General features: G+C 70.6%; 23 protein-coding genes, 1 pseudogene and 1 riboswitch. Of the genes and pseudogenes, 12 read left to right on the top strand and 12 right to left on the bottom strand.

The features are described 5' to 3' along the window. The first annotated feature begins 120 nt into the window (after nucleotides 1–120). Nucleotides 121–1590, top strand: a complete 1470-nt coding sequence (locus tag ACK8N7_RS11075) for a catalase (RefSeq protein WP_403209573.1) — start codon at nucleotides 121–123, stop codon at nucleotides 1588–1590. Between the two features lie 63 nt (nucleotides 1591–1653). Here ACK8N7_RS11075 and ACK8N7_RS11070 read toward each other — a convergent pair whose 3' ends face one another. Together ACK8N7_RS11070 and hisN are read right to left on the bottom strand one after the other, a co-directional pair. Beyond that, nucleotides 1654–2061: a CBS domain-containing protein gene (locus ACK8N7_RS11070; RefSeq protein ID WP_403209575.1), complete on the bottom strand. Its 408-nt coding sequence runs from the start codon at nucleotides 2059–2061 to the stop codon at nucleotides 1654–1656. Between the two features lie 179 nt (nucleotides 2062–2240). Beyond that, nucleotides 2241–3041, bottom strand: coding sequence for a histidinol-phosphatase (hisN, locus tag ACK8N7_RS11065; protein ID WP_403209577.1), 801 nt, complete (start codon nucleotides 3039–3041; stop codon nucleotides 2241–2243). Between the two features lie 123 nt (nucleotides 3042–3164). On the opposite strand from hisN, the pseudogene ACK8N7_RS11060 reads away from it, so the two are divergent. After that, nucleotides 3165–3695 (top strand): annotated as a pseudogene (locus tag ACK8N7_RS11060) (TetR/AcrR family transcriptional regulator); the annotation flags it as partial. Between the two features lie 443 nt (nucleotides 3696–4138). Here the strand turns inward: ACK8N7_RS11060 and ACK8N7_RS11055 are convergent. The 4 genes from ACK8N7_RS11055 to ACK8N7_RS11040 all read right to left on the bottom strand — a co-directional run bounded on the left by ACK8N7_RS11055 (nucleotide 4139) and on the right by ACK8N7_RS11040 (nucleotide 7831). After that, a complete protein-coding gene (locus ACK8N7_RS11055) occupies nucleotides 4139–4462 on the bottom strand; it encodes a DMT family transporter (protein WP_015611239.1) in 324 nt (107 codons plus the stop codon). A 146-nt stretch (nucleotides 4463–4608) separates the two neighbouring features. Next, nucleotides 4609–5625: a ribosome small subunit-dependent GTPase A gene (gene rsgA / locus ACK8N7_RS11050; RefSeq protein ID WP_015611240.1), complete on the bottom strand. Its 1017-nt coding sequence runs from the start codon at nucleotides 5623–5625 to the stop codon at nucleotides 4609–4611. Nucleotides 5626–5628: 3 nt separating this feature from the next. Further along, nucleotides 5629–6969 (bottom strand): 3-phosphoshikimate 1-carboxyvinyltransferase, encoded by a 1341-nt coding sequence (aroA, locus tag ACK8N7_RS11045; protein ID WP_403209580.1) that lies wholly within the window; start codon nucleotides 6967–6969, stop codon nucleotides 5629–5631. Between the two features lie 148 nt (nucleotides 6970–7117). Beyond that, nucleotides 7118–7831 (bottom strand): M50 family metallopeptidase, encoded by a 714-nt coding sequence (locus ACK8N7_RS11040; protein WP_403209582.1) that lies wholly within the window; start codon nucleotides 7829–7831, stop codon nucleotides 7118–7120. Between the two features lie 53 nt (nucleotides 7832–7884). Here ACK8N7_RS11040 and ACK8N7_RS11035 point away from each other — a divergent pair, with 53 nt between their 5' ends. The 8 genes from ACK8N7_RS11035 to def all read left to right on the top strand — a co-directional run bounded on the left by ACK8N7_RS11035 (nucleotide 7885) and on the right by def (nucleotide 15256). Then, on the top strand, nucleotides 7885–8700 hold the full coding sequence (locus ACK8N7_RS11035) for an SOS response-associated peptidase (protein WP_500442086.1): 816 nt from the start codon (nucleotides 7885–7887) through the stop codon (nucleotides 8698–8700). 25 nt (nucleotides 8701–8725) lie between these two features. Next, entirely contained in the window at nucleotides 8726–9367 is a 642-nt protein-coding gene (locus ACK8N7_RS11030) for an alpha/beta hydrolase family protein (protein WP_403209586.1), read from the top strand. Nucleotides 9368–9664: 297 nt separating this feature from the next. Further along, entirely contained in the window at nucleotides 9665–10321 is a 657-nt protein-coding gene (locus ACK8N7_RS11025; RefSeq protein ID WP_018510075.1) for a sigma-70 family RNA polymerase sigma factor, read from the top strand. Then, on the top strand, nucleotides 10318–10638 hold the full coding sequence (rsrA, locus tag ACK8N7_RS11020; RefSeq protein WP_015611246.1) for a mycothiol system anti-sigma-R factor: 321 nt from the start codon (nucleotides 10318–10320) through the stop codon (nucleotides 10636–10638). Before ACK8N7_RS11025 ends, rsrA begins: the two co-directional genes overlap by 4 nt. A 96-nt stretch (nucleotides 10639–10734) precedes the next feature. Then, a complete protein-coding gene (locus ACK8N7_RS11015) occupies nucleotides 10735–12123 on the top strand; it encodes an HD-GYP domain-containing protein (protein ID WP_403209588.1) in 1389 nt (462 codons plus the stop codon). Nucleotides 12124–12170: 47 nt separating this feature from the next. After that, complete coding sequence (locus tag ACK8N7_RS11010; RefSeq protein WP_403210070.1) at nucleotides 12171–13409, top strand: HD-GYP domain-containing protein; 1239 nt, start codon at nucleotides 12171–12173, stop codon at nucleotides 13407–13409. 92 nt (nucleotides 13410–13501) lie between these two features. Further along, the gene (locus ACK8N7_RS11005) at nucleotides 13502–14497 is read left to right on the top strand and encodes a tetratricopeptide repeat protein (RefSeq protein WP_403209590.1); all 996 of its coding nucleotides are present in this window, start codon (nucleotides 13502–13504) and stop codon (nucleotides 14495–14497) included. Nucleotides 14498–14617: 120 nt separating this feature from the next. Beyond that, nucleotides 14618–15256 carry a peptide deformylase gene (def, locus tag ACK8N7_RS11000; protein ID WP_403209592.1) on the top strand — a complete coding sequence of 213 codons (639 nt, stop codon included), beginning with the start codon at nucleotides 14618–14620 and terminating at the stop codon, nucleotides 15254–15256. 22 nt (nucleotides 15257–15278) lie between these two features. Here the strand turns inward: def and ACK8N7_RS10995 are convergent, their stop codons facing one another. Continuing rightward, the gene (locus ACK8N7_RS10995; RefSeq protein ID WP_500442083.1) at nucleotides 15279–16256 is read right to left on the bottom strand and encodes a GlxA family transcriptional regulator; all 978 of its coding nucleotides are present in this window, start codon (nucleotides 16254–16256) and stop codon (nucleotides 15279–15281) included. An 81-nt stretch (nucleotides 16257–16337) separates the two neighbouring features. Between ACK8N7_RS10995 and ACK8N7_RS10990 the strand changes: the two genes are divergently transcribed. Further along, nucleotides 16338–16547: a hypothetical protein gene (locus tag ACK8N7_RS10990; protein WP_500442081.1), complete on the top strand. Its 210-nt coding sequence runs from the start codon at nucleotides 16338–16340 to the stop codon at nucleotides 16545–16547. Here ACK8N7_RS10990 and ACK8N7_RS10985 read toward each other — a convergent pair. The 5 genes from ACK8N7_RS10985 to ACK8N7_RS10965 all read right to left on the bottom strand — a co-directional run bounded on the left by ACK8N7_RS10985 (nucleotide 16544) and on the right by ACK8N7_RS10965 (nucleotide 23863). After that, nucleotides 16544–17560 (bottom strand): ribonucleotide-diphosphate reductase subunit beta, encoded by a 1017-nt coding sequence (locus ACK8N7_RS10985; protein WP_319342872.1) that lies wholly within the window; start codon nucleotides 17558–17560, stop codon nucleotides 16544–16546. The two genes, ACK8N7_RS10990 and ACK8N7_RS10985, sit on opposite strands and share 4 nt — an antisense overlap. After that, nucleotides 17560–19974, bottom strand: coding sequence for a ribonucleoside-diphosphate reductase subunit alpha (locus tag ACK8N7_RS10980; protein ID WP_403209598.1), 2415 nt, complete (start codon nucleotides 19972–19974; stop codon nucleotides 17560–17562). Before ACK8N7_RS10980 ends, ACK8N7_RS10985 begins: the two co-directional genes overlap by 1 nt. 135 nt (nucleotides 19975–20109) lie before the next feature. Then, nucleotides 20110–20232, bottom strand: a riboswitch (cobalamin riboswitch). Nucleotides 20233–20423: 191 nt separating this feature from the next. Next, nucleotides 20424–20627 carry a YbdD/YjiX family protein gene (locus ACK8N7_RS10975; RefSeq protein WP_500442079.1) on the bottom strand — a complete coding sequence of 68 codons (204 nt, stop codon included), beginning with the start codon at nucleotides 20625–20627 and terminating at the stop codon, nucleotides 20424–20426. Beyond that, nucleotides 20624–22849, bottom strand: a complete 2226-nt coding sequence (locus ACK8N7_RS10970; RefSeq protein ID WP_403209602.1) for a carbon starvation CstA family protein — start codon at nucleotides 22847–22849, stop codon at nucleotides 20624–20626. Before ACK8N7_RS10970 ends, ACK8N7_RS10975 begins: the two co-directional genes overlap by 4 nt. A 249-nt stretch (nucleotides 22850–23098) precedes the next feature. Then, complete coding sequence (locus ACK8N7_RS10965) at nucleotides 23099–23863, bottom strand: GntR family transcriptional regulator (RefSeq protein WP_015611260.1); 765 nt, start codon at nucleotides 23861–23863, stop codon at nucleotides 23099–23101. Nucleotides 23864–24142: 279 nt separating this feature from the next. Here ACK8N7_RS10965 and ACK8N7_RS10960 point away from each other — a divergent pair, with 279 nt between their 5' ends. Then, nucleotides 24143–25444 (top strand): sugar ABC transporter substrate-binding protein, encoded by a 1302-nt coding sequence (locus tag ACK8N7_RS10960; protein ID WP_403209604.1) that lies wholly within the window; start codon nucleotides 24143–24145, stop codon nucleotides 25442–25444. The last annotated feature ends 64 nt before the right edge of the window (nucleotides 25445–25508 follow it).

Below are 25508 nucleotides of genomic sequence, written 5' to 3'. Positions count from 1 at the left end.
AGCCTAACAGTGGGGGGACCGAGTCCCGATCGGGTGTGAAGTTGGATGTTCACTTGACTTAGACATTGTCCATTGTAGGATCGAGACCGGCATTCGCCAAGGGACAGGCTTGTACAAGACATGACGCAGGAGGCGCACGTGACGCAGGGACCGCTCACCACGGAGGCCGGGGCGCCGGTAGGCGACAACCAGAACAGCGAGACCGCGGGCGTCGGCGGTCCGGTCCTGGTCCAGGACCAGGCGCTGCTGGAGAAGCTCGCCCACTTCAACCGGGAGCGCATCCCGGAGCGTGTCGTGCACGCCCGCGGCGCCGGCGCGTACGGCACCTTCACGCTGACCCGCGACGTCTCACAGTGGACCCGGGCGAAGTTCCTCTCCGAGGTGGGCAAGGAGACCGAGACGTTCCTGCGCTTCTCCACGGTCGCCGGCAACCTCGGCTCCGCCGACGCCGTGCGCGACCCGCGCGGTTTCGCGCTGAAGTTCTACACCGAGGAGGGCAACTACGACCTCGTCGGCAACAACACCCCGGTGTTCTTCATCAAGGACGCCATCAAGTTCCCCGACTTCATCCACACCCAGAAGCGCGACCCGTACACCGGCTCGCAGGAGGCGGACAACGTCTGGGACTTCTGGGGTCTGTCGCCCGAGTCGACGCACCAGGTGACCTGGCTCTTCGGTGACCGCGGCATCCCGGCCACGCTGCGCCACATGAACGGGTACGGCTCGCACACCTTCCAGTGGAACAACGAGGCCGGCGAGGTCTTCTGGGTCAAGTACCACTTCAAGACCGACCAGGGCATCAAGAACCTCACCACCGAGGAGGCCGTCCGGCTCTCCGGCGTCGACCCCGACTCGCACCAGCGCGATCTGCGCGAGTCGATCGAGCGCGGTGAGTTCCCGTCCTGGACGGTGCAGGTCCAGATCATGCCGGCGGCGGACGCGGCGACGTACCGCTTCAACCCGTTCGACCTCACCAAGGTGTGGCCGCACGCGGACTACCCGCCGATCGAGATCGGCAAGCTGGAGCTCAACCGCAACCCGGAGAACATCTTCGCCGAGGTCGAGCAGTCGATCTTCAGCCCCGCGCACTTCGTGCCGGGCATCGGCCCGTCCCCGGACAAGATGCTCCAGGGCCGTCTCTTCGCGTACGGCGACGCCCACCGCTACCGCGTCGGCATCAACGCCGACCACCTGCCGGTGAACCGCCCGCACGCCACCGAGGCGCGCACCAACAGCCGGGACGGCTACCTCTACGACGGCCGTCACAAGGGCACCAAGAACTACGAGCCGAACAGCTTCGGCGGCCCCTTCCAGACGGACCGCCCGCTCTGGCAGTCCACGCCGGTCACCGGTGACACCGGCAACCACGAGGCCTACAGCCACGCCGAGGACAACGACTTCGTGCAGGCGGGCGACCTCTACCGGCTCCTGACCGAGGACGAGAAGGGCCGGCTGGTCGACAACCTCGCCGGGTTCATCTCCCAGGTCTCGCGCGACGACATCGCCGAGCGCGCGATCAACAATTTCCGCCAGGCGGACGGCGACTTCGGCAAGCGGCTGGAAGCCGCGGTCCAGGCCCTTCGCGGCTGACCGGGCGCCTGCCGTCGACGGTGGGCCGGATCCCCTCACGGGGGTCCGGCCCACCGGCCGTTCCTACGCCGACCCGGCGGAGGCCACCGTACGGCGGCGGGTCGGTGCCCAGCAGCGGATGATGTCGCGCACCGACACGATGCCCACCGGGCCGTTGCCGTCCAGCACGATCAGGTGCCGGAACCCGCCGTGCGTCATGGCTTCCGCGGCCTCCTCCAGGGTCCAGGCCGGGGCGGCGAACACCACATCGGTGGTGGTGTGGGCGGACGCGGTCTCCAGATCGGGGTTCTGGCCCGATCCGATCGCGTTGAGGATGTCGCGCTCGGTGATGATCCCGAGCCCACAGGTGTCCGGGTCGTGGACGACGGCGGCCCCGATGCGGCGGGCCGACATCAGCCGGGCGGCCTGGCGGAGCGTGTGGGTGGGGCCGATGGTGAGGACCACCGTGCTCATGGCGTCACGGACGAGCATGAAACGAGCCACCTCCTCGGTGCGCCGACTCTGTGAGCCGATTCACAAGTTCACAAGTGGGGGGGACTCTCAGAGTTGCACCCTTGGGCCGACTCAACAAGGGGTGGACCGGGCGCGTACCGGGGGAGTGCGCAAGCACGCGCGGCACTCCCCGGGGCGCCCGGTGACCGGCAGGGGTCTCAGTAGCGCTGGTTGAGGTAGCCCAGCAGCTCGTCGTGGAGCAGGCCGTTCGACGCGGCCCCGTTGGAGCCACCGGGACCGTCGACCCCGTCGAGATCGGTGAACCGGCCGCCCGCCTCCTGGACGATGATCGCGTTCGCCGCCATGTCCCAGAGCGAGAGCTCCGGCTCCGCGCAGATATCCACGGAACCCTCGGCGACCATCATGTACGGCCAGAAGTCCCCGTACCCCCGCGTCCGCCAGCAGGCCCGGGTCAGGTCCATGAAGCCGTCGAGGCGGCCCTGCTCCTCCCAGCCGGTCAGCGAGGAGAACGCGAACGAGGAGTCCGCGATGGTCTCCACCTTCGACACCCGCAGCCGGGTCGCGGAGGTGAGGCTCCGCCCGGAGAACGCGCCCGCGCCCTTCGCCGCCCACCAGCGCCGGCTCAGCGCCGGCGCGGAGACCACCCCGACCACCGGCTGGAAACCGTTCTCGCCCGCCTCCATCAGCGAGATCAGCGTCGCCCACACCGGCACACCGCGTACGTAGTTCTTGGTGCCGTCGATCGGGTCGATCACCCAGCGCCGCGGCCCGGTGCCCTCGATGCCGTACTCCTCGCCCAGGATCGCGTCCCTTGGGCGGGCCCGATGGAGGTGGCCGCGGATCAGCTCCTCGGCGGCCTTGTCGGCCTCGCTCACCGGCGTCATGTCCGGCTTGGTCTCCACCTTCAGGTCGAGAGCCTTGAACCGGTCCATCGTCGCCGCGTCGGCGGCGTCCGCCAGTACGTGGGCGAGGCGCAGATCATCGTGGTAGTCGGGCATGCCGTCACAGTATCCAGCCGTACGGTGCAGGGGCCACCGGCCCCCGTCCCGTACGCGGACCCTTGACAGTCGTCATGTGCGCCTCAACTCTGAACCGCAGGCCCCTGGGTATGGGAGGCGGCGATGCCGACAGCGCGAGAAGCCCTGCTGGACGCCGCCCTCAGGGCGCTCGCCGACCGGCCCTGGCGCACGGTGCGGATGGTCGACGTCGCCGCGCTGGCCGGTGTCTCCCGGCAGACCCTCTACAACGAGTTCGGCACCAAGGGCGGGCTGGCCACCGCCCTGCTGACACAGGCCGCCGACAGCTACCTGACCGGCGTGGACCGCGCACTGACGGCGCCCGCGCCGGAGCACCCGGCGGCCGTGGCGTTCTGGACCGTACGGGCCGCCCGCGAGGACCCGCTGGTCAAGGGATTGCTCACGGGGCTCTGGGAGGAAGGGCTGCCGCGGCCCGGCCGCGATGTCCCGGGCCCCGCGCGGCTGCTCGGGCTGGCCCGGGACCGGATGGCGGCGGCGTCGCTTCCCGTCGCGGGGCCGGCCTCGGCCGCCGAGCCGGACTCGACTGCGGAGCCGGACTCGGCCGAGGCGGCGGGCAGGGCGGCGGAGCGCTGCGAGCTCGTGCTGAGGCTCGCGCTCTCCTGCGTGATCGTGCCCTGCCGTGACCGGTCCTGCCCGGCGCATCGTGCTGCTGCCACGACGGGGGAGCAGGGGTTGACCTCAAGCCTGGTTGAGGCTCTAGGTTCAGGGGCGCCGATGTCGACCCACGGGAGAGGAACGGCCATGAGGACGCTGGTGCTGGGAAGGACGCCCGCCAGGGTGACGGCGGTGCTGGCCACGCTGCGCGCGGACGGTTTCGACGCGCAGGGGGTGAGCACCGACGAGGAGGCCCTGACGCTGCTGCGGACCGGGGAGTTCGGCGTGCTGATCATCGGCGGGGGTGTGGGTCCGGGCTCCCGCGCGGCGATCAGGGCGTTCGCCGCGGAGCACCGGGTGCGGCGGGTGATCGACGGCGCGCTGAGGGAGCCGTTCGACACCTATGTACGGAACGAGTTCGAGCCGCTGATCCGGGAGGCCGCCTCCCAGGGCTGACGGCGGCGTCAGTGCGTGGAGCCGGACAGCTGGAGCCCGATCACTCCGAGGATCACCAGCGAGATCGACACCAGCTTCAGCGTCGAGACCACGTCATCGAGGAAGACCATGCCGTAGATCGCCGTACCGGCCGCTCCGATGCCGGTCCACACCGCGTACGCCGGTCCGACGTCCAGCTTCTTCAGGGCCAGCGTCAGAAGGCCGAAACTGCCCAGGGCGAAAGCGGCGAACGCGATTGTCGGCCAGAGCCGGGTGAACCCGTGCGAGAGCTTCAGACAGACGGCGAAGCCGGTCTCCAGCAGTCCGGCGACCACGACCAGCAGCCATGCCATCGTCCGTTGCCTCCTGCGTAGGTGACTGATGGGTTCCGTTCGGTGCGATTATGCCTTTACCAATCGTTGAAACTCGCGCAAACCCGCCCGGAGCGCAAGGGCCGAATGCGGTCACATCGCGGCCGGTCCAAGGCGCCGGTGCCGGGTCAGTCGCCCTCGCGCCGCTCGCGGGTCGAGAGCAGCCGACGCAGGGAGTCGAGCCGGGCCGGATCGGCGTGCCCCTCGGCCACCCAGGCGTCCAGCGCGCACTCCGGCTGATTCTCGTCGTGGGTGCAGCCGCGCGGGCAGTTCTCGGTGCCCGGCTGGAGGTCGGGGAAGGCGTTGATGACGCGCGACGGGTCGACGTGGTGCAGCCCGAACGACCGTACGCCGGGGGTGTCGACGACCCAGCCGCGGCCGTCGGGCAGCGGCAGCGCGAGCGCGGAGGTGGTGGTGTGCCGGCCGCGGCCGGTGACCGCGTTGACGATGCCGGTGGTCCGCCGCCGGTCCTTCGGGACCAGGGCGTTGACCAGCGTCGTCTTGCCGACACCGGAGTGTCCGACGAACGCGGTGATCTTGCCGTTCAGCTGCTCGCGCACCCGGTCCGCCGCGCCGCCGCTCTCCAGCTCCTCGCGGTTGGTCACGATGTACGGGACGCCGAGCGGCGTGTACGCCTCCAGCAGCTTGTCCGGCGACGCCAGGTCGGACTTGGTCAGCACCAGGAGCGGGGTGAGACCCCCGTCGTACGCCGCCACCAGACAGCGGTCGATCATGCGCGGGCGCGGCTCCGGGTCGGCCAGCGCGGTCACGATCGCCAGCTGGTCGGCGTTGGCCACGACCACACGTTCGTACGGATCGTCGTCGTCGGCCGTGCGGCGCAGCACCGTACGGCGTGAGGCGATGCGCACGATCCGGGCCAGGGTGTCCTTCTCGCCCGAGAGGTCCCCGACGATGGAGACGGTGTCGCCCACCACGGCGGCCTTGCGGCCCAGCTCGCGGGCCTTCATCGCCACCACGGTCCGGCCGTCGACGAGGCAGGTGAGCCGGCCCCGGTCGACGGTGAGGACCATGCCGTCCTCGGCGTCCTCGTGCTTGGGCCGGATGTGCGTACGCGGCCGGTTGCCCTTGCGGTTGGGTCGGACGCGGATGTCGTCCTCGTCGGGGTTCTTCCCGTAGCGGCGCATGTCCTAGGCCCCGAGCATTCCGGTCCACATGTCCGGGAAGTCCGGCAGGGTCTTGGCGGTGGTGCCCACGTTCTCGATCTCCACGCCCTTGACCGCGAGGCCGATGATCGCCCCGGCCGTGGCCATGCGGTGGTCGTCGTACGTGTGGAAGACGCCGCCGTGCAGCGGGCGCGGGCGGATGTGCAGCCCGTCGGCCGTCTCGGTGACGTCACCGCCCAGCTCGTTGATCTCCTTGGTGAGCGCGGCCAGCCGGTCCGTCTCGTGGAGACGCAGATGGGCGACGCCGCTCAGCGTGGAGGGGGAGTCGGCCAGCGCCGCGACCGCCGCGATGCCCGGGGTCAGCTCGCCGACCTCGCCGAGGTCCACGTCGATGCCGTGGATCCGGCCCGTACCGATGAAGGTCAGCCCGCGCTCGGTCAGCTCGCAGCTGCCACCCATCGCGGTGAAGATCTCGCGCAGCGCGTCACCCGGCTGGGTGGTGCGCTCGGGCCAGTCGGGGATGGTGACCCGGCCGCCCGTCACCAGCGCGGCGGCCAGGAACGGCTGCGCGTTGGAGAGGTCCGGCTCGATCGTCAGGTCCCGGCCGAGCAGCGCGGAGGGGGAGACCCGCCAGACGTTCGGCTCGCCACCCGTCTCCGGCTCGTCCACCTGCGCCCCGACGGCCCGCAGCATGTCGACGGTCATCCGGATGTGCGGCATCGAGGGGAGGGTGGAGCCGGTGTGCCGGACCTCCACGCCCTGGTTGAAGCGCGGCCCCGACAGCAGCAGCGCCGAGACGAACTGCGAGGACGACGACGCGTCGATCGCCACCGGGCCGCCGTCCAGCGCCCCGCCGCCGTGCACCGTCAGCGGCAGCGCGCCGCGCCCGTCGTCGTCGATCCGCGCGCCCAGGGCCCGCAGCGCCTCGATCACGCCGGTCAGCGGGCGCTCGTAGGAGCGGGGGTCGCCGTCGAAGCGGACCGGGCCGTCGGCGAGGGTGGCGACGGGCGGCAGGAAGCGCATGACGGTGCCGGCGTTGCCGACATCGACGGTGGCAGGGCCGTGCAGCCCCGCCGGGATGACCCGCCAGGCCTCGCCGGATCCGTCGGGCTCGCCCGCGACGGTGGAGCTGGAGGAGACCGTCTCCTCGATGCCGACGCCCATGGCGCGCAGCGCCTCGGCCATCAGCAGGGTGTCGCGGGAGCGCAGCGGGCGGCGCAGCCAGCCCGGCTCGGAGGCGAGCGAGGCCAGGACGAGCGCCCGGTTGGTGACCGATTTCGATCCGGGCACGGTGACGGTCGCGTCGACGGCTCCGCTCGCGTGAGGGGCGGGCCAGAGGGCGGGGTGCACGGAACTCTCGGTCATGGCCATCACTTTAGTGGTTCCGAGTGAACCTGGGTCCTGCGGAAAAGGGCGGAAACCGGCTCCTAACGAAAGACTGGTACGGACCGGAGTTGCCCTTCAGGGCCTCGGAGCCCCGGTCTCCAGGGCCCCGCAGCTCCGGTCCGGGCCCTCACCAGCCCAGCAGCCAGCGCCCGCCGCCGATCAGCGAGCACAGCGACACCGCGTGGAAGAGGAACAGCCACAGCGGTGCCGGGGCGTGCGTCAGGCGGGCCAGCTGGTCGGCGTCGGAGTCCGGCGCACCCCCGTACCGCCGCTTGGACTGGAGCTCGAAGGGCGGCCGCACCCCGCCCAGCAGCAGGAACCAGACCACCGCGTACGCGAAGGCGGACTGCACGTCGGAGGAGGTCAGCCAGGAAACCAGCAGGAAGACCGTGCCGGTCAGGATGACGGTGAGAGCCCCGTACACATTGCGGATCATCACCAGCATCGTGGCGAGCAGCGCCGTCGCGATCCACAGGAGCAGCGTGATCCGGCCGTTGGTCAGCAGCCAGGCACCGCCCAGGCCCAGCAGCGAGGGGGCCGTGTAGCCGGCCGCCGCGGTGAGGATCATGCCGATCCCGGTGGGCTTGCCGCGGCTCACGGTCAGCCCGCTGGTGTCCGAGTGCAGCCGGATGCCGGAGAGCTGACGCCCGGTGAGCAGGGCCACCAGTCCGTGGCCGCCCTCGTGGGCGATGGTGATGGTGTTGCGCGCGAGCCGCCATATCGGGTTCGGCACGACCGCGATGAGCGCCAGGGCGGCCGTCACCACCACCAGCCACTGTTCGGGGGCCGACTGGGTGCCGGTGAGGCGATCCCACAGATCGCCCAGTTCGGTGCTGTTCATCGGCCGGGCGACTCCTTGCGGCGGGGGCGGGCGGTCGTGGCAGTCTGGCACTTATGTGCGGACGGTATGCAGCGAGTCGGCGGCCCGAGGACCTGACCGGACTTTTCGGGATCGAGAAGTGGGAACCCACCGAGACCCTGGAGCCGGACTGGAACGTGGCGCCGACCAAAGAGGTCTACGCGGTACTGGAGCGTCCTGTTAAGGACGCGGACGACCAGCGTCCGGTTCGCCAGTTGCGAGCCCTGAAGTGGGGGCTCGTGCCCTCCTGGTCGAAAACCCCCGAGGGCGCCGCCCGGATGATCAACGCCCGCGCGGAGACCGTGCACGAGAAGCCCTCCTTCCGCCGCGCCTTCGCCCAGCGCCGCTGCATCCTGCCCGCCGACGGCTACTACGAGTGGGTCACCGGCGCCGAGGAACGGCAGCTGGAGGAGAAGAAGGGCAAGAAGAGGGCGCGCAAGCAGCCCTACTTCGTCACCCCCGCCGACGGCTCGGTCTTCGCGATGGCCGGACTGTACGAGTTCTGGCGCGACCCGACCCTCCCCGGCGACCACGGGAACGCCTGGTGGGTGACGTGCTCGGTGATCACCACCGAGGCCGAGACCACGCCCCTGGCCGTCGCCCCCGCCGAGGGCCCCGGCGCGCTCGCCGACATCCACCCCCGGATGCCGCTGATGCTCACCCCGGACCGCTGGGACACCTGGCTCGACCCCACGCACACGGGCCTCGACGAGCTGCGCGCCCTGCTGGAGCCGCCGCCCGGCGGGCTGATGCGCGCCTACCCGGTCGCCACCGCCGTCAGCAACGTCCGCAACAACGGACCCGAACTGCTGGAGGAGCTGGCCGCGCCGGAGGAGTCCACGCTGTTCTGAGCGGGGTGCGGGAGAGGATGGCGCGGTGAGCCCTCAACCGCGTACGCAGAACGTCACCACCGACGCCGGTGAGGCCAGGATCACCTGGTTCCCCGCGCCCGAGCCCCGTCTCCTGCTGGCCGCGGGCCACGGGGCGGGCGGGGGCATCGAGGCCCGCGACCTGAAGGCCCTGGCCGCCGCCCTGCCCGGACACGGGGTCACCGTCGCCCTGGTGGAGCAGCCCTGGCGGGTGGCCGGCAAGAAGATGGCCCCCGCCCCGAAGACCCTGGACACCGGCTGGCGCGGAGTGTGGCCCGCCCTGGCCGCCCCCGGGCTCCCGGTCGTCTCCTCGGGGCGCAGCGCCGGGGCCCGGGTCGCCTGCCGGACCGCCACCGAGCTGGGCGCCCTGGCCGTGCTCGCCCTCAGCTTCCCGCTGCACCCGCCGGGCAGGCCCGAGAAGTCCCGGGCGGACGAGCTGCTCGGCACCGGCGTGCCCACCCTGGTGGTCCAGGGCGGCAACGACCCGTTCGGCCGACCGGACGAGTTCCCGCCCGGGCCGTACGAGCTGCGGGAGGTGCCGTACGGCGACCACGGCTTCGCCGTACCGAAGAAGTCAGGGCTGGACGAGGCCGGGGCGATGGGCGTTCTGACCGGTGCGGTGGAGAAGTGGCTCGTCGCACTCCGGTGACCCGGACCCCGGGAATGCGGCGTACGGGGGCGCTGTTGTTCGGGACGTCGGTACAACAACGTCGTACGTGGAGAGGGAGTCCGTCGCATGGGTTCGACCATCTGCCCGAGCCGCTCGAACGCCGCTGAACTGGAGTGGACCGTGCTGCATGCGGCGAGGACCACTCCTGAGCGGTCCGTGGGCGGATCCGATCGGCAGCCTGCCACGAAGCAGGATCGACAGCCCGTCTCGAAGCAAGGTCGACTATTCTCCGAGGCGAGCGGGTCCGGTTTCGGCTCCGCCACATCGTTGGAGGAGGTGGGTCCGGTCACTGGGACCGACACAGGGACCGACGACGGCCGTGCACCGGAGACGACCGCCGAGCGCAACGCGCGCTTCGAGCGGGACGCCCTCGGTTTTCTCGACCAGATGTACTCGGCCGCGCTGCGCATGACGCGCAACCCCGCCGATGCCGAGGACCTGGTCCAGGAGACCTACGCGAAGGCGTACGGCTCCTTCCACCAGTTCCGTGAGGGCACGAACCTCAAGGCGTGGATGTACCGCATCCTCACCAACACCTTCATCAACTCGTACCGCAAGAAGCAGCGTGAGCCCCAGCGCAGCGCCGCCGAGGAGATCGAGGACTGGCAGCTGGCGCGCGCCGAGTCGCACATGTCGACCGGTCTGCGTTCGGCCGAGTCCCAGGCCCTCGACCACCTGCCGGACTCCGACGTGAAGTCGGCGCTCCAGGCGATTCCCGAAGAGTTCCGCATCGCCGTCTATCTCGCCGATGTAGAGGGCTTTGCCTACAAGGAGATCGCGGACATCATGGGGACTCCCATCGGTACGGTGATGTCCCGGCTGCACCGCGGCCGCCGTCAGCTGCGCGGCATGCTGGAGGACTACGCCCGTGAGCGCGGGCTCGTCGCGGCCGGTGCCGGTGACTCGGACGATCGGAAGGGCTCTACCTCATGAGCTGCGGAGAGCCGCACGAGACGGATTGCTCGGAGGTCCTCGACCATCTCTACGAGTTTCTCGACCGGGAGATGCCCGAGGGCGACTGCACCAAGTTCGAGGTGCACTTCGAGGAGTGCTCGCCGTGCCTGGAGAAGTACGGCCTGGAACAGGCCGTGAAGAAGCTGGTCAAGCGCTGCTGCGGACAGGACGAGGTCCCCACCGACCTGCGTTCCAAGGTGATGGGCAGGATCGACCTGATCAGGGCCGGCGAGGCCGTGCCCGAGCAGGACATCACCGTCGCCGGAACGGACCAGGCCGCCACGGCGCGCGAATAGTCACCCGAATGTGCTAATCACCCCCGTTGCGGCTCGGTGAGCCCGCCGCGTCGCTAACGTGGCGCCTCCAGCGACCAGCGGGGGGCGAGTGCGGGCGTGAGAGGCACACCGGCGGCGGCGCGCGCCTGCATCCTGGCGGTGGTGGTCTGCGCCGCCTGCTGCGCCCTCCCGGCCCTGCGCCCGGAGGCCGCAACCCCCTGGCGCACGGCGGTGCTGCTCGCCGCTCTCTGCCTCGCCTGCGAGGCGGTGGGCCGCCGCTTCGACCCGGGCTCCGTCCGGACCGGTGCCGGATCGTTCCTCCCCCTGCTGCCTGCCGCCGCCTTCCTGCTGCCGCCCCCGGCCGCCGCGCTGGTCGCGGCGGTGGCGTCACTGGCCGGCCGGGTGGACCGGCCGCCCTTCGCGGCCCGCAGGACCTGGCGGGCCGCCCAGCTCGCCCTCGCCTGCTGGGCCGCCTCCTGGACCCACGTACTCCTCGGCGGCCCCGCCACCCTGGGGGGCGCCTCCACGCCGGACTTCCCGTACGCCCTGCTGCCCGCGGGCGCGGCCGCCCTCACCTTCTCCCTGGTGCTGACCGCCCTGGACTGCCTCATCCTCGCGGCGGCCGAAGGGCAGCCCGTACGCCGCTCCTGGCGCACCCTGCTGCCGCGCGCCCTGGGACCCCACCTGGTGCACGCGCTCGCCGGGCTGATGATGGCCGTGCTCTGGCGCAGCTCGTACGGGCCGCTCTCCGCGCTCTTCGTGCTGCTGCCGATGTACATCTCCTGCTGGGTCTTCGCCCAGTACCACCGCGAGGACGCCGCCCACCGCGCCACCATCCGCGCACTGGTCCAGGCCGTCGACATCAAGGACACCTATACGCGCGGCCACAGCGAGCGGGTCGGCCGGGCCTCCGTCCTGATCGCCCGTGAACTCGGCATGGACCCCGGCCGGCTGGAGGCGCTCCGCTTCGCCGGGATCCTGCACGACGTCGGCAAGCTGGGCGTGCCCACCCGGGTGCTGCGCAAGGACGGCCCGCTCACCCCCGACGAGCGCCGGGTCATGGAACTGCACCCGGAGTACGGGCACGAGATCGTCCGGTCCATCGGCTTCCTGGACGAGGCCCGCGCCGCGATTCTGCACCACCACGAACGACTGGACGGCACCGGCTATCCGTACGGGCTCAGCGGCGCTTCCATCCCCGAATCCGCCCGGATCGTCGCGGTCGCCGACGCCTTCGACGCCATGACCTCGACCCGCTCCTACCGGCGCGCGCGGCCCGTACCCGCCGCCCTGGCCGAACTGCGGCGGTGCGCGGGCAGCCAGTTCGACCCGCGGATGGTGCGGGCGCTCGTCCGTGCCCTGGACCGGCACGGCTGGAGCGGAGCCGGCACCGCCGTCACGGCGGACGAGACGTTGGCGGAGGTGCCCACGGCCCGGGGCCGGGCCGGAGCACGCGGGCCGGCCCGGACCCAGGACCGCCGCCCCGCCCCGGACCGGTCCCCGTGAAAAGCCTCACCCCGTCGGGGATCCTCATCCCGCCCGCCCTCCTAGCCATGCGCGCCGCCGCCCTGGTCCTCACCCTCGCCGCGTCGGCCCACACCCTCGGATACGGCCTCACCGGACCGGGCCACGCCCTCGCCTTCGGGCTCCTCGTCGCCTTCGGGGAGCTGGCCCGCCGGGGCGGGGCGCCCGGGGAGCGGGAGCCCGCGCCGCTCGCCGCCGCCGGGGCCCTCGCGTACGCCCTGCTCGGGGACAGCGCGGGGGAGCCGACCGGGCACGGGCCCCTGCAGGTGGTCACCGTGGTCGTCGCCGCACAGCTCGTGGCCGCCGTGCCGCAGCTCGCCGGGGGCGGCGGTCCTGAGGTGGACCGGGCGGCGCGGCGGGTGCTCACCGTGGGGTTCGCGGCCGTCTGCTTCCAGCCGCTCTACAACTCCGGGCAGGCGGTGCGGTGGTTCGGTGAGGGCCTGTACTTCGCGCTGTTCCTGCTCGGGCTGCTGGCGCTGACCGCCGTCTGCGACGCCCTGCTCGCCGCCCTCGTGGCGCGCTGCCGGGCCCTGCCGTACGGCACCGGGACCCCGCCCCCGTACGGACCGTTCCTCGGCGAGGAACTGCGGGCGCTCGCCGGGATCGGGCCCGCGGTCGGGGCGAGCGGGGTGGTGCTGGCGCTCGGGGTGGCCGTCGCCGGGCTGTGGGCGCTGCCCGTGCTCTGTGTGCCGCTGCTGCTGACCCAGGTCTCCTTCCGCCGGTACGCGGCCGTCCGCACGACCTACCGGCAGACCATCGCCTCGCTCGCCCGCGCCACCGAGATCGCCGGGTACACCCCGCCCGGCCACGCCCGCCGGGTCGCCGCGCTCGCCACCGCCGTCGGGCGGGAGCTGGGGCTCACCGGGGCGCAGCTGACCGTGCTGGAGTACGCGGCCCTGATGCACGACATCGGCCAGCTCTCCCTGCTCGACCCGGTCGCCGACGGGGCCACCGCCCGGCTGCCCGCCGCCGACCAGCGCCGGATCGCGCTGCTCGGCGGGGCCGTGGTGCGCCTGACCGGGGTGGACCCGGAGGTCGCCGCGGTGGTGGAACAGCAGGCCGATCCGTACCGGGAGCAGCTCCCTGCCGCCAGGATCGTCAGGACGGTCAACGCATACGACGACCTGTGCGGGGAAGGCGTCGGCGGGCCGCTGGGGGCGCTGGAGGAGCTCAGGCTCTCCACCGGCCACGACCACCAGCCGCAGGTGGTGGAAGCCCTCGCGAGAGTCCTCGGCCGGGGCGGTCTGACCCGGGCCGGGGCTGGGTAACCCATGGGTAATGAGCGGGCGTCCGGCCGGGCATGGTTGGATGCGAAAGCAGAGCGGAAAACGAGGGTGTCCAGTCGGGACAGGCGGGAATCGTGAGGATCTTCGGGAAGGTACGGCATCGGCCGTCCGCCTCTTGGCGGCAGGCCACGGACCGCGCGTTCACGCTGATCGGCGACGGCCGGTACGAGGACGCGGGGGCGCTGCTGACGCGCGCGGCGGATCTGGAGCCCTGGCTCTCGGAGTCCTGGTTCAATCTGGCGCTGCTCCACAAGTTCCGGCACGACTGGGAGCAGGCGCGCGCGGCGGGCCTGCGGGCGGTCGCGCTGCTGGACCGCGAGTCCGGCGCCCCGGACTGGTGGAACGTGGGCATCGCCGCCACCGCGCTCCAGGACTGGCCGCTGGCGCGCCGGGCCTGGCAGGCGTACGGCCTCAAGGTGCCCGGCTCCGGGCTGAACAGCGCGGCCACCACCGAGCCTGCCGGTATGGAGCTGGGCAGCGCGGCGGTCCGGCTCTCGCCGGAGGGCGAGGCCGAGGTCGTCTGGGGGCGCCGGCTCGACCCGGCCCGGATGGAGGTGCTCTCCATCCCGCTGCCGTCCTCAGGCCGGCGCTGGGGCGAGGTCGTGCTGCACGACGGGGTGCCCAACGGCGAGCGGGTCACCGCCGCCGGACCCTCGTACCCGGTCTTCGACGAGATCGAGCTGTGGGCGCCCTCCCCGGTGCCGACCTGGGTGGTGCTGCTGGAGGCGGCCACCGAGGAGGACCGGGACGCGCTGGAGAAGCTGGCATCGGACGCCGGGTTCGCGGCCGAGGACTGGTCCTCCTCCGTACGGCTGCTCTGCCGGGCCTGTTCGGAGAGCCGGATGGAGAGCGACGAGGGCGACGGGGAGCACCTGGACCCGCACGACCACAGCGAGCCGGGCCACCCGGGACCGCTGGGCCACCGCACCGCGGGCGGCGGTGACCTCTGGGTCCCCGAGCGCGAGTGCGGTCTCGCGGCCCCGGCCGGACTGGTCCGCGGGCTGCTGGACGGCTGGGTCGCCGACAGCCCGGACAGCCGCGAGTGGCGGGATCTCGAAGAAGTCTGCTGACCGCTGCCCGTAGGCTGTACGCGCACCGATCGCGGTGCTGTTCCTCCCGTGGTTCCCGGGTTTCGACCGGGTCCGGCGGGGTCACCGAGTTCAGGTTTTGCAGGAAGGCGTACGGCGGACATGTCGCAGCAGGAGACGGACGGGCGGATCGGCGTGGACGACGAGGGGTTCATCGTCGACACCGAGGACTGCGAGGCGCGCGAGGCCGCGTACCGGGAGCGCGGCACGTCGCGTCCGATCACGGTCGTGGGCAACCCGGTGCTGCACAAGGAGTGCAAGGACGTCACCGAGTTCGGCGACGAGCTGGCCCAGCTGATCGACGACATGTTCGCCAGCCAGAAGACGGCCGAGGGCGTGGGCCTGGCGGCCAACCAGATCGGCGTCGACCTCAAGGTCTTCGTCTACGACTGCCCGGACGACGACGGCAACCGGCACACCGGCGTGGTCTGCAACCCGGTCCTGGAGGAGCTGGCCCCCGAGGCGCGGGTGCTGGACGACTCCAACGAGGGCTGCCTCTCGGTCCCGACCGCGTACGCCTCCCTGGCCCGCCCCGACTACGCGGTGGTGCGCGGCCAGGACGCCCAGGGCAACCCGATCAAGGTGCGCGGCAGCGGCTACTTCGCGCGCTGCCTCCAGCACGAGACGGACCACCTCTACGGCTACCTGTACATCGACCGGCTCTCCAAGCGCGACCGCAAGGACGCGCTGCGGCAGATGGAAGAGGGCACCCCGCGCTACGAGACCGTCCCGAACGCCTGAGCACGCCCCACCCGCACCGCGCTCAGGCGACGTCGGGCACCGTGCCCGCCGGGCCCCGGAAGGTCCGGCGGTAGGCGTTCGGCGTCGTCCCGAGCGTGCGGACGAACTGGTGGCGCAGGGTCGCCGCCGTGCCGAAGCCCGTCTGCCCGGCGATCGTGTCGATCGTCCGGTCGGAGGTCTCCAGCAGATGCTGGGCCAGCAGCACCCGCTGCCGCAGCAGCCAGCGGTACGGAGTCGTCCCGGTCTCCTGCTGGAACCGGCGGGCGAAGGTGCGCGGCGACATGTGGGCCAGCGCCGCCAGCTGCTCCACCGACATCTCCCGGTCCAGGTGGTGCTCCATCCACGCCAGCGTGGAGCCGACCGTGTCGCACGCGTTCCGGGGCAGCGGGCGGCTGATGTACTGCGCCTGCCCGCCGTCCCGGTGCGGCGGCACCACCATGCGCCGGGCGATGGTGTTGGCCGCGTCCTGCCCGTACGCCTGGCGCACCAGGTGGAGGCAGGCGTCGATCCCGGCGGCGGTCCCGGCCGAGGTGATCACCGGGCCCTCGTCGACGTACAGCACGTCCGGCTCCACGATCGCCTTCGGATAGCGGCGGGCCAGCTCCGCCGCGTGGCGCCAGTGCGTCGTGCAGCGGCGGCCGTCCAGCAGGCCCGCCGCCCCGAGGACGTACGCGCCGGAGCAGACGCTCAGCACCCGCCCCCCGCGCTCCACGGCCCGGCGCAGCGCCTCAAGGACCTCTTCCGGGTACTCCCGGTCCATGAAGTGGCTGCCCGCCGGTACGGCGATGAGGTCGGCCTCCTCCAGCCGCTCCAGGCCGTGTTCGGTGCGGATGGTGAAGCCGGCGTGGGTGCGCAGCTCGGGGCCCTCGGCGGAGACCACCGCGAAGTCGTGGACGGGCAGGCCCTCCTCGCTGCGGTCCAGGCCGAAGACCTCGCTCAGCACGCCGAGTTCGAAGGGGTGGACCTCGTCCAGCAGCAGGGCGGCGACGTTTTTCAGCATGGAGCCAGTGTGGCAGGAATTTGATGCTGTGTGGCAGTGCTGCCACTGACTAAATCTCTCCAGGCGGACGAAGGTGGAGCCATGAACCTCTTCCTGGACTACCTCACCGTGACCGCCCTCTTCGCCTTCGTCGCTCTCCCGGCCGCCATCGGCTTCGTCCGCGAGCGCCGTATCGACCGCCGGCTCCGCGACGCGGAACGGGGGGAGGCGCAGCCCACGGAAACGGAAAGCGCCGCGCGACCTTATAAGGTCACGCGGCGCTCCTACCCGAAGGGTTGGGCGAAGGCCTAGAAGTCGTCGTCGAACCCGACCGAGCCCTCGACCGCCACCTGGTAGGCGGACGGGCGGCGCTCGAAGAAGTTCGTCAGCTCCTGGACGCCCTGCAGCTCCATGAAGGAGAACGGGTTCTCCGACCCGTACACCGTCGGGAAGCCGAGGCGGGCGAGCCGCTGGTCGGCGACGCACTCCAGGTACTGGCGCATCGACTCGGTGTTCATGCCCGGCAGGCCATCGCCGCACAGGTCGCGGCCGAACTGCAGCTCCGCCTCGACCGCTTCCTTCAGCATGTCGGTGACCTGCTGCTGGAGAGCGTCGTCGAAGAGCTCCGGCTCCTCCTTGCGGACGGTGTCCACGACCTCGAACGCGAAGTTCATGTGCATCGTCTCGTCACGGAACACCCAGTTGGTGCCCGTGGCGAGACCGTGCAGCAGACCGCGCGAGCGGAACCAGTACACGTACGCGAAGGCGCCGTAGAAGAACAGCCCCTCGATGCAGGCCGCGAAGCAGATCAGGTTCAGCAGGAAGCGGCGGCGGTCGGCCTTCGTCTCCAGCTGGTCGATCTTCTCGACCGAGTCCATCCACTTGAAGCAGAACTGGGCCTTCTCGCGGATCGAGGGGATCTCCTCGACCGCGTCGAACGCCGCCGCCCGGTCGTCCGGGTCGGGCAGATAGGTGTCCAGCAGCGTCAGATAGAACTGGACGTGCACGGCCTCCTCGAAGAGCTGCCGCGACAGGTACAGCCGCGCCTCGGGGGAGTTGATGTGCTTGTACAGCGTCAGCACGAGGTTGTTCGAGACGATCGAGTCACCGGTCGCGAAGAACGCCACCAGCCGGCCGATCATGTGCTGCTCACCCGGCGAAAGCTTCGCGAGGTCGGCGACGTCCGAGTGGAGGTCGACCTCCTCGACGGTCCAGGTGTTCTTGATCGCGTCCCGGTAGCGCTCGTAGAAGTCCGGGTAGCGCATGGGACGCAGGGTCAGCTCGAAGCCCGGGTCGAGCAGGTTCTTGGTGTCGTTGGTGCTCATTACTGGCAGGCCTCGCAGGACTCAGGGTTTTCCAGGGAGCAGGCGATGGCGTCCGCGTCGGGAGCCGAAGCCTGCTGTACGGGAATGGGGGCGGCGGCCGACGCCTGGCCGGACGCGGCACGGGCGATCCGGGTCGCCGGGCGCGAACGCAGGTAGTACGTCGTCTTCAGCCCCTGCTTCCAGGCGTACGCGTACATCGAGGAGAGCTTGCCGATCGTCGGCGTCTCCAGGAACAGGTTGAGCGACTGGCTCTGGTCGAGGAACGGCGTACGGGCCGCCGCCATGTCGATCAGGCCGCGCTGCGGGATCTCCCACGCGGTGCGGTACAGCGCCCGCACGTCCTCGGGGATCCAGGCGAAGCCCTGCACCGAGCCGCTCGCCTCGCGCAGCGCCTCACGGGTGCGGGCGTCCCACACGCCGAGCTTCTTGAGCTCGTTCACCAGGTAGGCGTTGACCTGGAGGAACTCACCGCTGAGCGTCTCGCGCTTGAACAGGTTGGAGACCTGCGGCTCGATGCACTCGTACACACCGGCGATCGAGGCGATCGTGGCGGTCGGGGCGATGGCTAGCAGCAGCGAGTTGCGCATGCCGGTCTTCGCGACCCGGGCGCGCAGGGTGTCCCAGCGCTCCGGCCAGTTCAGCTCGGTGTCGTAGTGGTCGGGGTGCAGCACACCGCGTGCGGCCCGGGTCTCGGACCATGCGGGCAGCGGGCCCGAACGCTCGGCGAGGTCGCAGGACGCCTCGTACGCGGCGAGCATGATGCGCTCGGAGATCTTCGTGGAGAGCGCGCGGGCCTCGGGGGAGTCGAAGGGCAGGCGCAGCTGGAAGAAGACGTCCTGGAGGCCCATCGCGCCCAGGCCGACCGGCCGCCAGCGGGAGTTGGAGCGCCCGGCCTGCTCGGTCGGGTAGAAGTTGATGTCGACGACCCGGTCCAGGAACGTCACGGCGGTACGCACGGTGGCGTCCAGGCGCTCCCAGTCGATCGAGCCGTTCGCCACGAAGGCGCCCAGGTTGACCGAGCCCAGGTTGCAGACGGCCGTCTCGCCGTCGTCCGTGACTTCGAGGATCTCCGTGCACAGGTTCGAGGAGTGCACGACCCGGCCCGGCTCGGCGGTCTGGTTCGCGGTCCGGTTGGAGGCGTCCTTGAACGTCATCCAGCCCTGGCCGGTCTGCGCGAGGGTCCGCATCATCCGGCCGTACAGCTCACGCGCCGGAATCGTCTTGCGGGCCAGGCCCTTGGCCTCGGCCGCGCGGTAGGCGGCGTCGAACTCGTCGCCCCAGAGGTCGACCAGCTCGGGGACCTCGGCGGGGGAGAACAGCGACCAGTCGGTGTCCGTGTCGACGCGGCGCATGAACTCGTCCGGGATCCAGTGCGCCAGGTTCAGGTTGTGCGTACGGCGCTGGTCCTCACCGGTGTTGTCGCGGAGCTCCAGGAACTCCTCGATGTCCGCGTGCCAGGTCTCCAGGTAGACCGCCGCCGCGCCCTTGCGGCGGCCGCCCTGGTTCACCGCCGCGACGGAGGCGTCCAGCGTCTTGAGGAACGGCACGATGCCGTTGGAGTGCCCGTTGGTGCCCCGGATCAGCGAACCACGGGCGCGGATACGGGAGTAGGAGAGGCCGATACCGCCGGCGTGCTTCGAGAGGCGCGCCACCTGGTGGTAGCGGTCGTAGATCGAGTCCAGCTCGTCCTTGGGCGAGTCCAGCAGGTAGCAGGAGGACATCTGCGGGTGCCGGGTGCCGGAGTTGAAGAGCGTGGGGGAGGAGGGGAGGTAGTCCAGTCGGCTCATCAGCCGGTAGAGCGCGGCGACCTCGTCCAGCGCCCGCACCGAGTCGTCCTCGGCCAGACCCGCGGCCACGCGCAGCATGAAGTGCTGCGGGGTCTCGATGACCTGACGGGTGAGCGGGTGGCGCAGCAGGTAACGGCTGTGCAGCGTACGGAGACCGAAGTAGCCGAAGCGGTCGTCCGCGCCCTCGGCCATGGCCTGCTCGACGAGTTCGTCGAGCGCGGCCGCGTGGAGCGCGACGAAGTCGGCGGTGCGGTCGGCGATCAGACCCTCGCGGTGGCCCACGGCGACGGAGGCGGAGAAGCGCGTGGCGCCCTGGCCGGCGGCCTCGTCCGCGATCGTGCGGGTCAGCAGCCGGGCGGCGAGTTTGGAGTACGCCGGGTCCTCGGAGATCAGCCCCGCGGCGGCCTCGGTGGCCAGCGAGCGCAGCTCGGCCTCGTCGGAGCGGGCGTTGCGCCCGCGCAGCGCGGAGGCGGCGACCCGTCCGGGGTCGGTGTCGGGCAGATCGACGGTGAGGTCGGTCAGGGTCCGCAGCAGGGCGGTCCCGGGTCCGTCGTTCGTGCCTGCTCCGGACGCGGTGGAGGCAGCGGATTCGGTGGCTGAAACCGGATCGGCGGGCGCGATGGTCACTGGGCTTTCCCTCGCTCGGCTGGGGGCCGGCGGCGAGCGGGGGAGCCGGGCAGCACGATGCCCCGAAGGGCAGCACTGCTCACGGCGTCCACCGGCCCATCCGCGAGGCCCGGACGTCTGGCGTCCGGTTCGGTCGAGCCGGACGCGCTGTCGACAGGTCTTCGGACTTCGGGTGTGCAAAAGCACACTGATCACACCGTTGCGGGACAGTTCCGGATTCGCACCGGATTCCCCTGCGGCGACAGCGAGGTCGAGCATACATGTGGGGGGCGCTCGTTGAGGAAGCCCCCACATGTTGTGTCGGCGTGAACAGATGTCGGTACGGCGGTCTGGCTTCTTCGCCCGGCTTTTTCCGTATCGGCGGCGCACGCGGGCCCTCTTGCGGGGGTGCGAAATGGGGCCGCCGCGCCCCTGGGAGGGGTGCGACGGCCCCGTTCGGCCGGTGGTGGTCAGCAGCAGCGGAAGCCCTCGCGGGGGTCCGCCTCGCGGGCGTCCGTGCGGCTGTGTTCGAAGGCGCGGCGGGTCATGACCGGCGTGCCCGGATCGTGGGACCGGGCGTGCGCCACATAGCGGTCGTACGCCGACTCGCCGGTCAGTTCACGGACGTACCAGCGGATCCGTCCCGCCACCCGCCGTACGTCCGCGCCGGTCATGTCCGGCTCCCTGTCCCCGCCGCCTCCTTGCGGATGCCTCCCTCGGGGCCGACGCCCGCGGCGGCCAGTTCGGCCTTCTCCTCCTTGGTCGCGAGGAGCGAGGCCGGGGCGACGAGCTTGGACTCGACGTACGGCGCCTCGTGGAGCCTGGCGCTCTCCGGGTCGCGGATGGCGTTGAAGCAGACCCGGCCGGCGTCCACGAGCACCACGATGATGAGGACGGCGAAGAGCGTGCACAGCACGCCGTCGACGGTGGAGTTGGTGACGACGGTCTGCATGTCGTCCATGGACTTGGCCGGCGGCAGCACCTCGCCCGCGTCGATGCCCGCCTGGTACTTGTCGCGCTGGGCGAAGAAGCCGACCTTCACGTCCGGCGAGAAGATCTTCTGCCAGCTCGCGGTGAGGGTGACCGCCACGTCCCAGGCGAGCGGGACCGCGGTGACCCACGCCCACTTCAGGCGGCCGGACTTGACGAGCAGGGTGGTGCAGACGGCCAGCGCGACGGCGGCCAGCAGCTGGTTGGCGATGCCGAAGAGCGGGAAGAGCTGGTTGATGCCGCCCAGCGGGTCGTGCACACCGACCCAGAGGAAGTAGCCCCAGCCGCCCACCACGACGGCGCTGGCGAACCAGACCCCCGGCTTCCAGCTGACCTCGCGGAACGGCTTGTAGGCGTTGCCCAGCATGTCCTGGAGCATGAAGCGCCCGACCCGGGTGCCGGCGTCCACGGTGGTGAGGATGAAGAGCGCCTCGAACATGATGGCGAAGTGGTACCAGAACGCCTTCATCGCGGTCCCGCCGATCACCGCGGAGAAGATCTCCGACATGCCGAGCGCGAACGTGGGCGCGCCGCCGGTCCGGGAGAGCAGGCTCGCCTCCTCCACGTCCTTGGCGGCCTGGGCGAGGGCATCCGGGGTGATGGTGAAGCCGAAGTTGGCGACGGCCTGGGAGGCGGACTGGACGCTGTCACCGATCACGCCGACGGGCGCGTTGATGGCGAAGTACAGGCCCGGGTCGATGATGCAGGCGGCGATCATCGCCATGATCGCCACGAACGACTCGACCAGCATGGCGCCGTAGCCGATCATCCGGATCTGCGTCTCCTTCTGGACCATCTTCGGCGTGGTGCCGGAGGAGACCAGGGAGTGGAAGCCGGAGAGCGCGCCGCAGGCGATGGTGATGAAGACGAACGGGAACATCGAGCCGGCGAAGACCGGGCCCGAGCCGCTGGTGGCGAAGTCGGTGACCGCGGGCATCTTCAGGGTCGGCAGCGCGACGACCACGCCGAGGGCCAGCAGCCCGATGGTGCCGACCTTCATGAAGGTGGAGAGGTAGTCGCGCGGGGCCAGCAGCAGCCACACGGGCAGCACGGAGGCGAGGAACCCGTACACGATCATCCAGATGACCAGTGTGCCCGGCTCCAGGGTGAAGAAGCCCGCCCAGGAGGACTCGGCGACCCAGCCGCCGGAGACGATCGCGAGCAGCAGCAGCGCGACGCCGATGAAGGAGACCTCGCTGACCTTGCCGGGCCGCAGGGTGCGCAGATAGACACCCATGAAGAGGGCGATCGGGATCGTCATGCCGATGGAGAAGACGCCCCACGGCGAGTGGGCGAGCGCGTTCACGATGACCAGCGCGAGGACCGCGAGCAGGATAATCATGATGACGAAGACCGCGATCAGGGCGGCGATCCCGCCGACCGGGCCTATCTCGTCGCGCGCCATCTGCCCGAGCGAACGGCCGTTGCGGCGGGTGGAGAAGAACAGTGTCACCATGTCCTGGACGGCACCGGCGAAGATGACGCCGACGACGAGCCATATCGTGCCGGGCAGGTAGCCCATCTGTGCCGCGAGCACGGGGCCGACCAGCGGGCCCGCCCCGGCGATGGCGGCGAAGTGGTGGCCGAACAGGACCCGGCGGTCGGTGGGGTGGAAGTCGACACCGTTGTCCAGCAGCTCGGCGGGGGTCGCGCGGTTCTTGTCGACCTTCAGCACCCGGTTGGCGATGAACCGGGAGTAGAAGCGGTACGCGATGGCGTACGAGCCCAGCGCCGCGGCCAGCATCCAGGCGGCGGAGACCTCTTCACCGCGCGAGAGCGCGAGGGTGGCCCAGCCGATGGCGCCGGCCAGGGCGACCAGGCTCCAGACGACTATGGACTTGGGGGACAGTGTCCGCCGTCCCGGTGCTCGTGGAACCGGTGGTGCTGGTGTGGGCGATTCCGGCATATCGATCCGTCCCCTCGCGTGATCACTGTCGTAACGTGCGCGAAATCTAGGTGGTACGGCCGCTCTCCGGAACCCCTGTCCGCATACCGGTCGCGTATCGCCGATGTCTCCACCGAAGTTCCGCAGTAAGGACACGGACGGCGGGCGGGATCGGTTCACGCGATCCGGCTCCACCGGGGATGACCGAAAACAGGCGTTGGCCCGGGAAGGGAATCCCCGGTCCAACGCCTGTTCGCATGGTGCTGGTTCTCAGTCGGTCGGCCGCTTCAGGCGGGCCACGAACTTGTACCGGTCGCCCCGGTACACCGATCGCACCCACTCCACCGGTTCGCCCTGCCCGTCGATCGAATGACGGGAGAGCATCAGCATCGGCAGCCCCACGTCCGTCCCCAGCAGACCCGCCTCGCGCGGGGTGGCGAGCGAGGTCTCGATGGTCTCCTCCGCCTCGGCCAGGCGGACGTCGTACACCTCGGCGAGCGCGGTGTAGAGCGAGGTGTACTTCACCAGCGAACGGCGCAGCGCGGGGAAGCGTTTGGCCGAAAGATGGGTGGTCTCGATCGCCATCGGCTCCCCGCTGGCGAGCCGCAGCCGCTCGATGCGCAGCACACGGCCGCCCGTCGAGATGTCCAGCAGACCGGCGAGCGTGTCGTCCGCCGTGACATAGCCGATGTCGAGCAGCTGGGACGTCGGCTCCAGGCCCTGGGCGCGCATGTCCTCGGTGTACGAGGTCAGCTGGAGCGCCTGGGAGACCTTGGGCTTGGCGACGAAGGTCCCCTTGCCCTGGATGCGTTCGAGCCGGCCCTCGACGACCAGCTCCTGCAGGGCCTGGCGCACGGTGGTGCGCGAGGTGTCGAACTCGGCCGCCAGGGTGCGTTCGGGCGGCACCGGGGTACCGGGCGGCAAGGTATCGGTCATGTCGAGGAGATGCCGCTTGAGCCGGTAGTACTTCGGTACGCGCGCGGTGCGCGTACCGTTGCCGGCCTCGCTCCCCGAACTGCCCCCGTCGGCACCCATGGCCCGCCTTCCCGACGCTTGTGTTGCTGCCGTCACCGGCTCCTCCGTCTGTCGCGGCTCACATGGTGGCACGGTCCGGTCACGGGTCGTCGCCCTCCCTTAGGTGTCGGTCCTATAACGGACGCGAGTGCACTTCTTATACACCCTTGACACCCCTAAAGGTCTAGGCCAAGCTCCCGGTACTGGTCTAAACCATTAAAGACCAGGTCCAGCCCCAGCAGAACTCGTCGAATGTCTTCGCGGTGGGTGGGGTTGCAGCATCCCTGAGGAGGGTTTGACGTGAAGCGCAAGCTCATCGCGGCTATTGGTGTCGCGGGCATGTTGGTTTCGGTCGCGGCATGTGGTTCCGGTGACGGAGACTCTTCGTCGCAGAAGCCGGCGGACCGCAAGGAGAACCTGACCGTCTGGCTGATGGGCGAGGCCCAGTCGACCTGGCCCGAGCTGGTCAAGGACGTCAACACCGAGTTCAACAAGAAGTACCCGGGTGTCAAGGTCAACGTTCAGTACCAGCAGTGGGCTGACAAGGTCAAGAAGCTCGACACCTCCCTCGGTGGCGACAAATTCCCGGATGTCGTCGAACTCGGTAACACCGAGACCATGCAGTACATCCTCAATGGTGCGCTCGGGGAAATCGACCCCAAGAAGTACGAGAACTCGGACACCTGGATCAAGGGTCTGAAGGACACCTGCACCTTCGAGGGCAAGACGTACTGCGTTCCTTACTACGCCAGTGCCCGTCTGGCCGTCTACAACAAGGACATCCTGAAGGCCGGTACCGGCAGCGACGTCCTCCCGCAGACCGAGGCCGAGTTCCTCGCCGCGATGGACAAGGTCGACGCCGAGCTGGGCAAGAAGGACAAGCGCGCCTCCTCGCTCTACTTCCCGGGCCGCTACTGGTACGCCGCGATGTCCTACGTCGCCGCCTACGGCGGCAAGATAGCCACGTACGACGAGGGCGCCAAGGAGTGGAAGGGCTCGCTGTCCTCCCCCGAGTCGCAGAAGGGCCTTGAGCACTACGTCAACCTGGTCAAGAAGTACAACAAGGCCGACCAGACGAAGGACGAGCAGGACCACGCCAACGTCATGGCCAACGAGAAGGCCGCCGTGATCTACGGCCAGGCCTGGGAGGCCGGCAGCGTCACCACGGGCGAGAACGGCAACCCGAAGCTCGAGGGCAAGATCGCCACGGCCGGTATCCCCGGCCCCGAGGGCAAGGCCCTCCCGTCCTTCATCGGCGGCTCGGACCTCGCGACGATCTCCAAGTCCAAGGTCCAGGACCTCGGCCAGGAGTGGATCGCCCTCTTCACCAACGCCAAGGGCGGCGACGTCCTCGCGTCGAAGAACGTGCTTCCCAACAACGAGAAGCAGCTCGAGCCGCTGAAGACGAAGCCGGAAACCGCAGCCATCGCCAACGCGGTGCCGGACGCCTGGTTCACGCCGATCGCGCCGGGCTGGGCCTCCATCGAGAAGGAGGAGATCCTGGAGAACCTGCTCCTGGAGATCCTCAAGGGCTCCTCCGTCGCCGACGCCTCCAAGAAGGCCGACGACAAGATCAACGCCCTGATCAACAAGAAGGCCTGACCTTCCGGTCGCCAGGCGGGGCCCGGCAGAGATGCCGGGCCCCCGCCCCCTTTTCAGCAAGTGA

Origin of the sequence: Streptomyces griseobrunneus (genome assembly GCF_046713465.1) — a bacterium.
In the GTDB taxonomy this organism is placed as follows: domain Bacteria; phylum Actinomycetota; class Actinomycetes; order Streptomycetales; family Streptomycetaceae; genus Streptomyces; species Streptomyces microflavus.
This window is presented reverse-complemented; position numbering and strand designations above follow the sequence as displayed.

Bases quoted from the DNA above. Each gene is read 5' to 3' on its own strand.
- ACK8N7_RS10990 (WP_500442081.1), top strand. From the start codon at position 16,338: ATGAACCTCTTCCTGGACTACCTCACCGTGACCGCCCTCTTCGCCTTC.
- ACK8N7_RS11035 (WP_500442086.1), top strand. From the start codon at position 7,885: ATGTGCGGACGGTATGCAGCGAGTCGGCGGCCCGAGGACCTGACCGGA.
- ACK8N7_RS10975 (WP_500442079.1), bottom strand. From the start codon at position 20,627: ATGACCGGCGCGGACGTACGGCGGGTGGCGGGACGGATCCGCTGGTAC.
- ACK8N7_RS11055 (WP_015611239.1), bottom strand. From the start codon at position 4,462: ATGGCATGGCTGCTGGTCGTGGTCGCCGGACTGCTGGAGACCGGCTTC.
- ACK8N7_RS11075 (WP_403209573.1), top strand. From the start codon at position 121: ATGACGCAGGAGGCGCACGTGACGCAGGGACCGCTCACCACGGAGGCC.
- ACK8N7_RS11040 (WP_403209582.1), bottom strand. From the start codon at position 7,831: ATGAACAGCACCGAACTGGGCGATCTGTGGGATCGCCTCACCGGCACC.
- ACK8N7_RS10995 (WP_500442083.1), bottom strand. From the start codon at position 16,256: ATGCTGAAAAACGTCGCCGCCCTGCTGCTGGACGAGGTCCACCCCTTC.
- rsgA (WP_015611240.1), bottom strand. From the start codon at position 5,625: ATGCGCCGCTACGGGAAGAACCCCGACGAGGACGACATCCGCGTCCGA.
- ACK8N7_RS11070 (WP_403209575.1), bottom strand. From the start codon at position 2,061: ATGCTCGTCCGTGACGCCATGAGCACGGTGGTCCTCACCATCGGCCCC.
- ACK8N7_RS10985 (WP_319342872.1), bottom strand. From the start codon at position 17,560: ATGAGCACCAACGACACCAAGAACCTGCTCGACCCGGGCTTCGAGCTG.
- ACK8N7_RS10970 (WP_403209602.1), bottom strand. From the start codon at position 22,849: ATGCCGGAATCGCCCACACCAGCACCACCGGTTCCACGAGCACCGGGA.
- ACK8N7_RS10965 (WP_015611260.1), bottom strand. From the start codon at position 23,863: ATGGGTGCCGACGGGGGCAGTTCGGGGAGCGAGGCCGGCAACGGTACG.
- hisN (WP_403209577.1), bottom strand. From the start codon at position 3,041: ATGCCCGACTACCACGATGATCTGCGCCTCGCCCACGTACTGGCGGAC.
- ACK8N7_RS11010 (WP_403210070.1), top strand. From the start codon at position 12,171: ATGCGCGCCGCCGCCCTGGTCCTCACCCTCGCCGCGTCGGCCCACACC.
- rsrA (WP_015611246.1), top strand. From the start codon at position 10,318: ATGAGCTGCGGAGAGCCGCACGAGACGGATTGCTCGGAGGTCCTCGAC.
- aroA (WP_403209580.1), bottom strand. From the start codon at position 6,969: ATGACCGAGAGTTCCGTGCACCCCGCCCTCTGGCCCGCCCCTCACGCG.
- def (WP_403209592.1), top strand. From the start codon at position 14,618: ATGTCGCAGCAGGAGACGGACGGGCGGATCGGCGTGGACGACGAGGGG.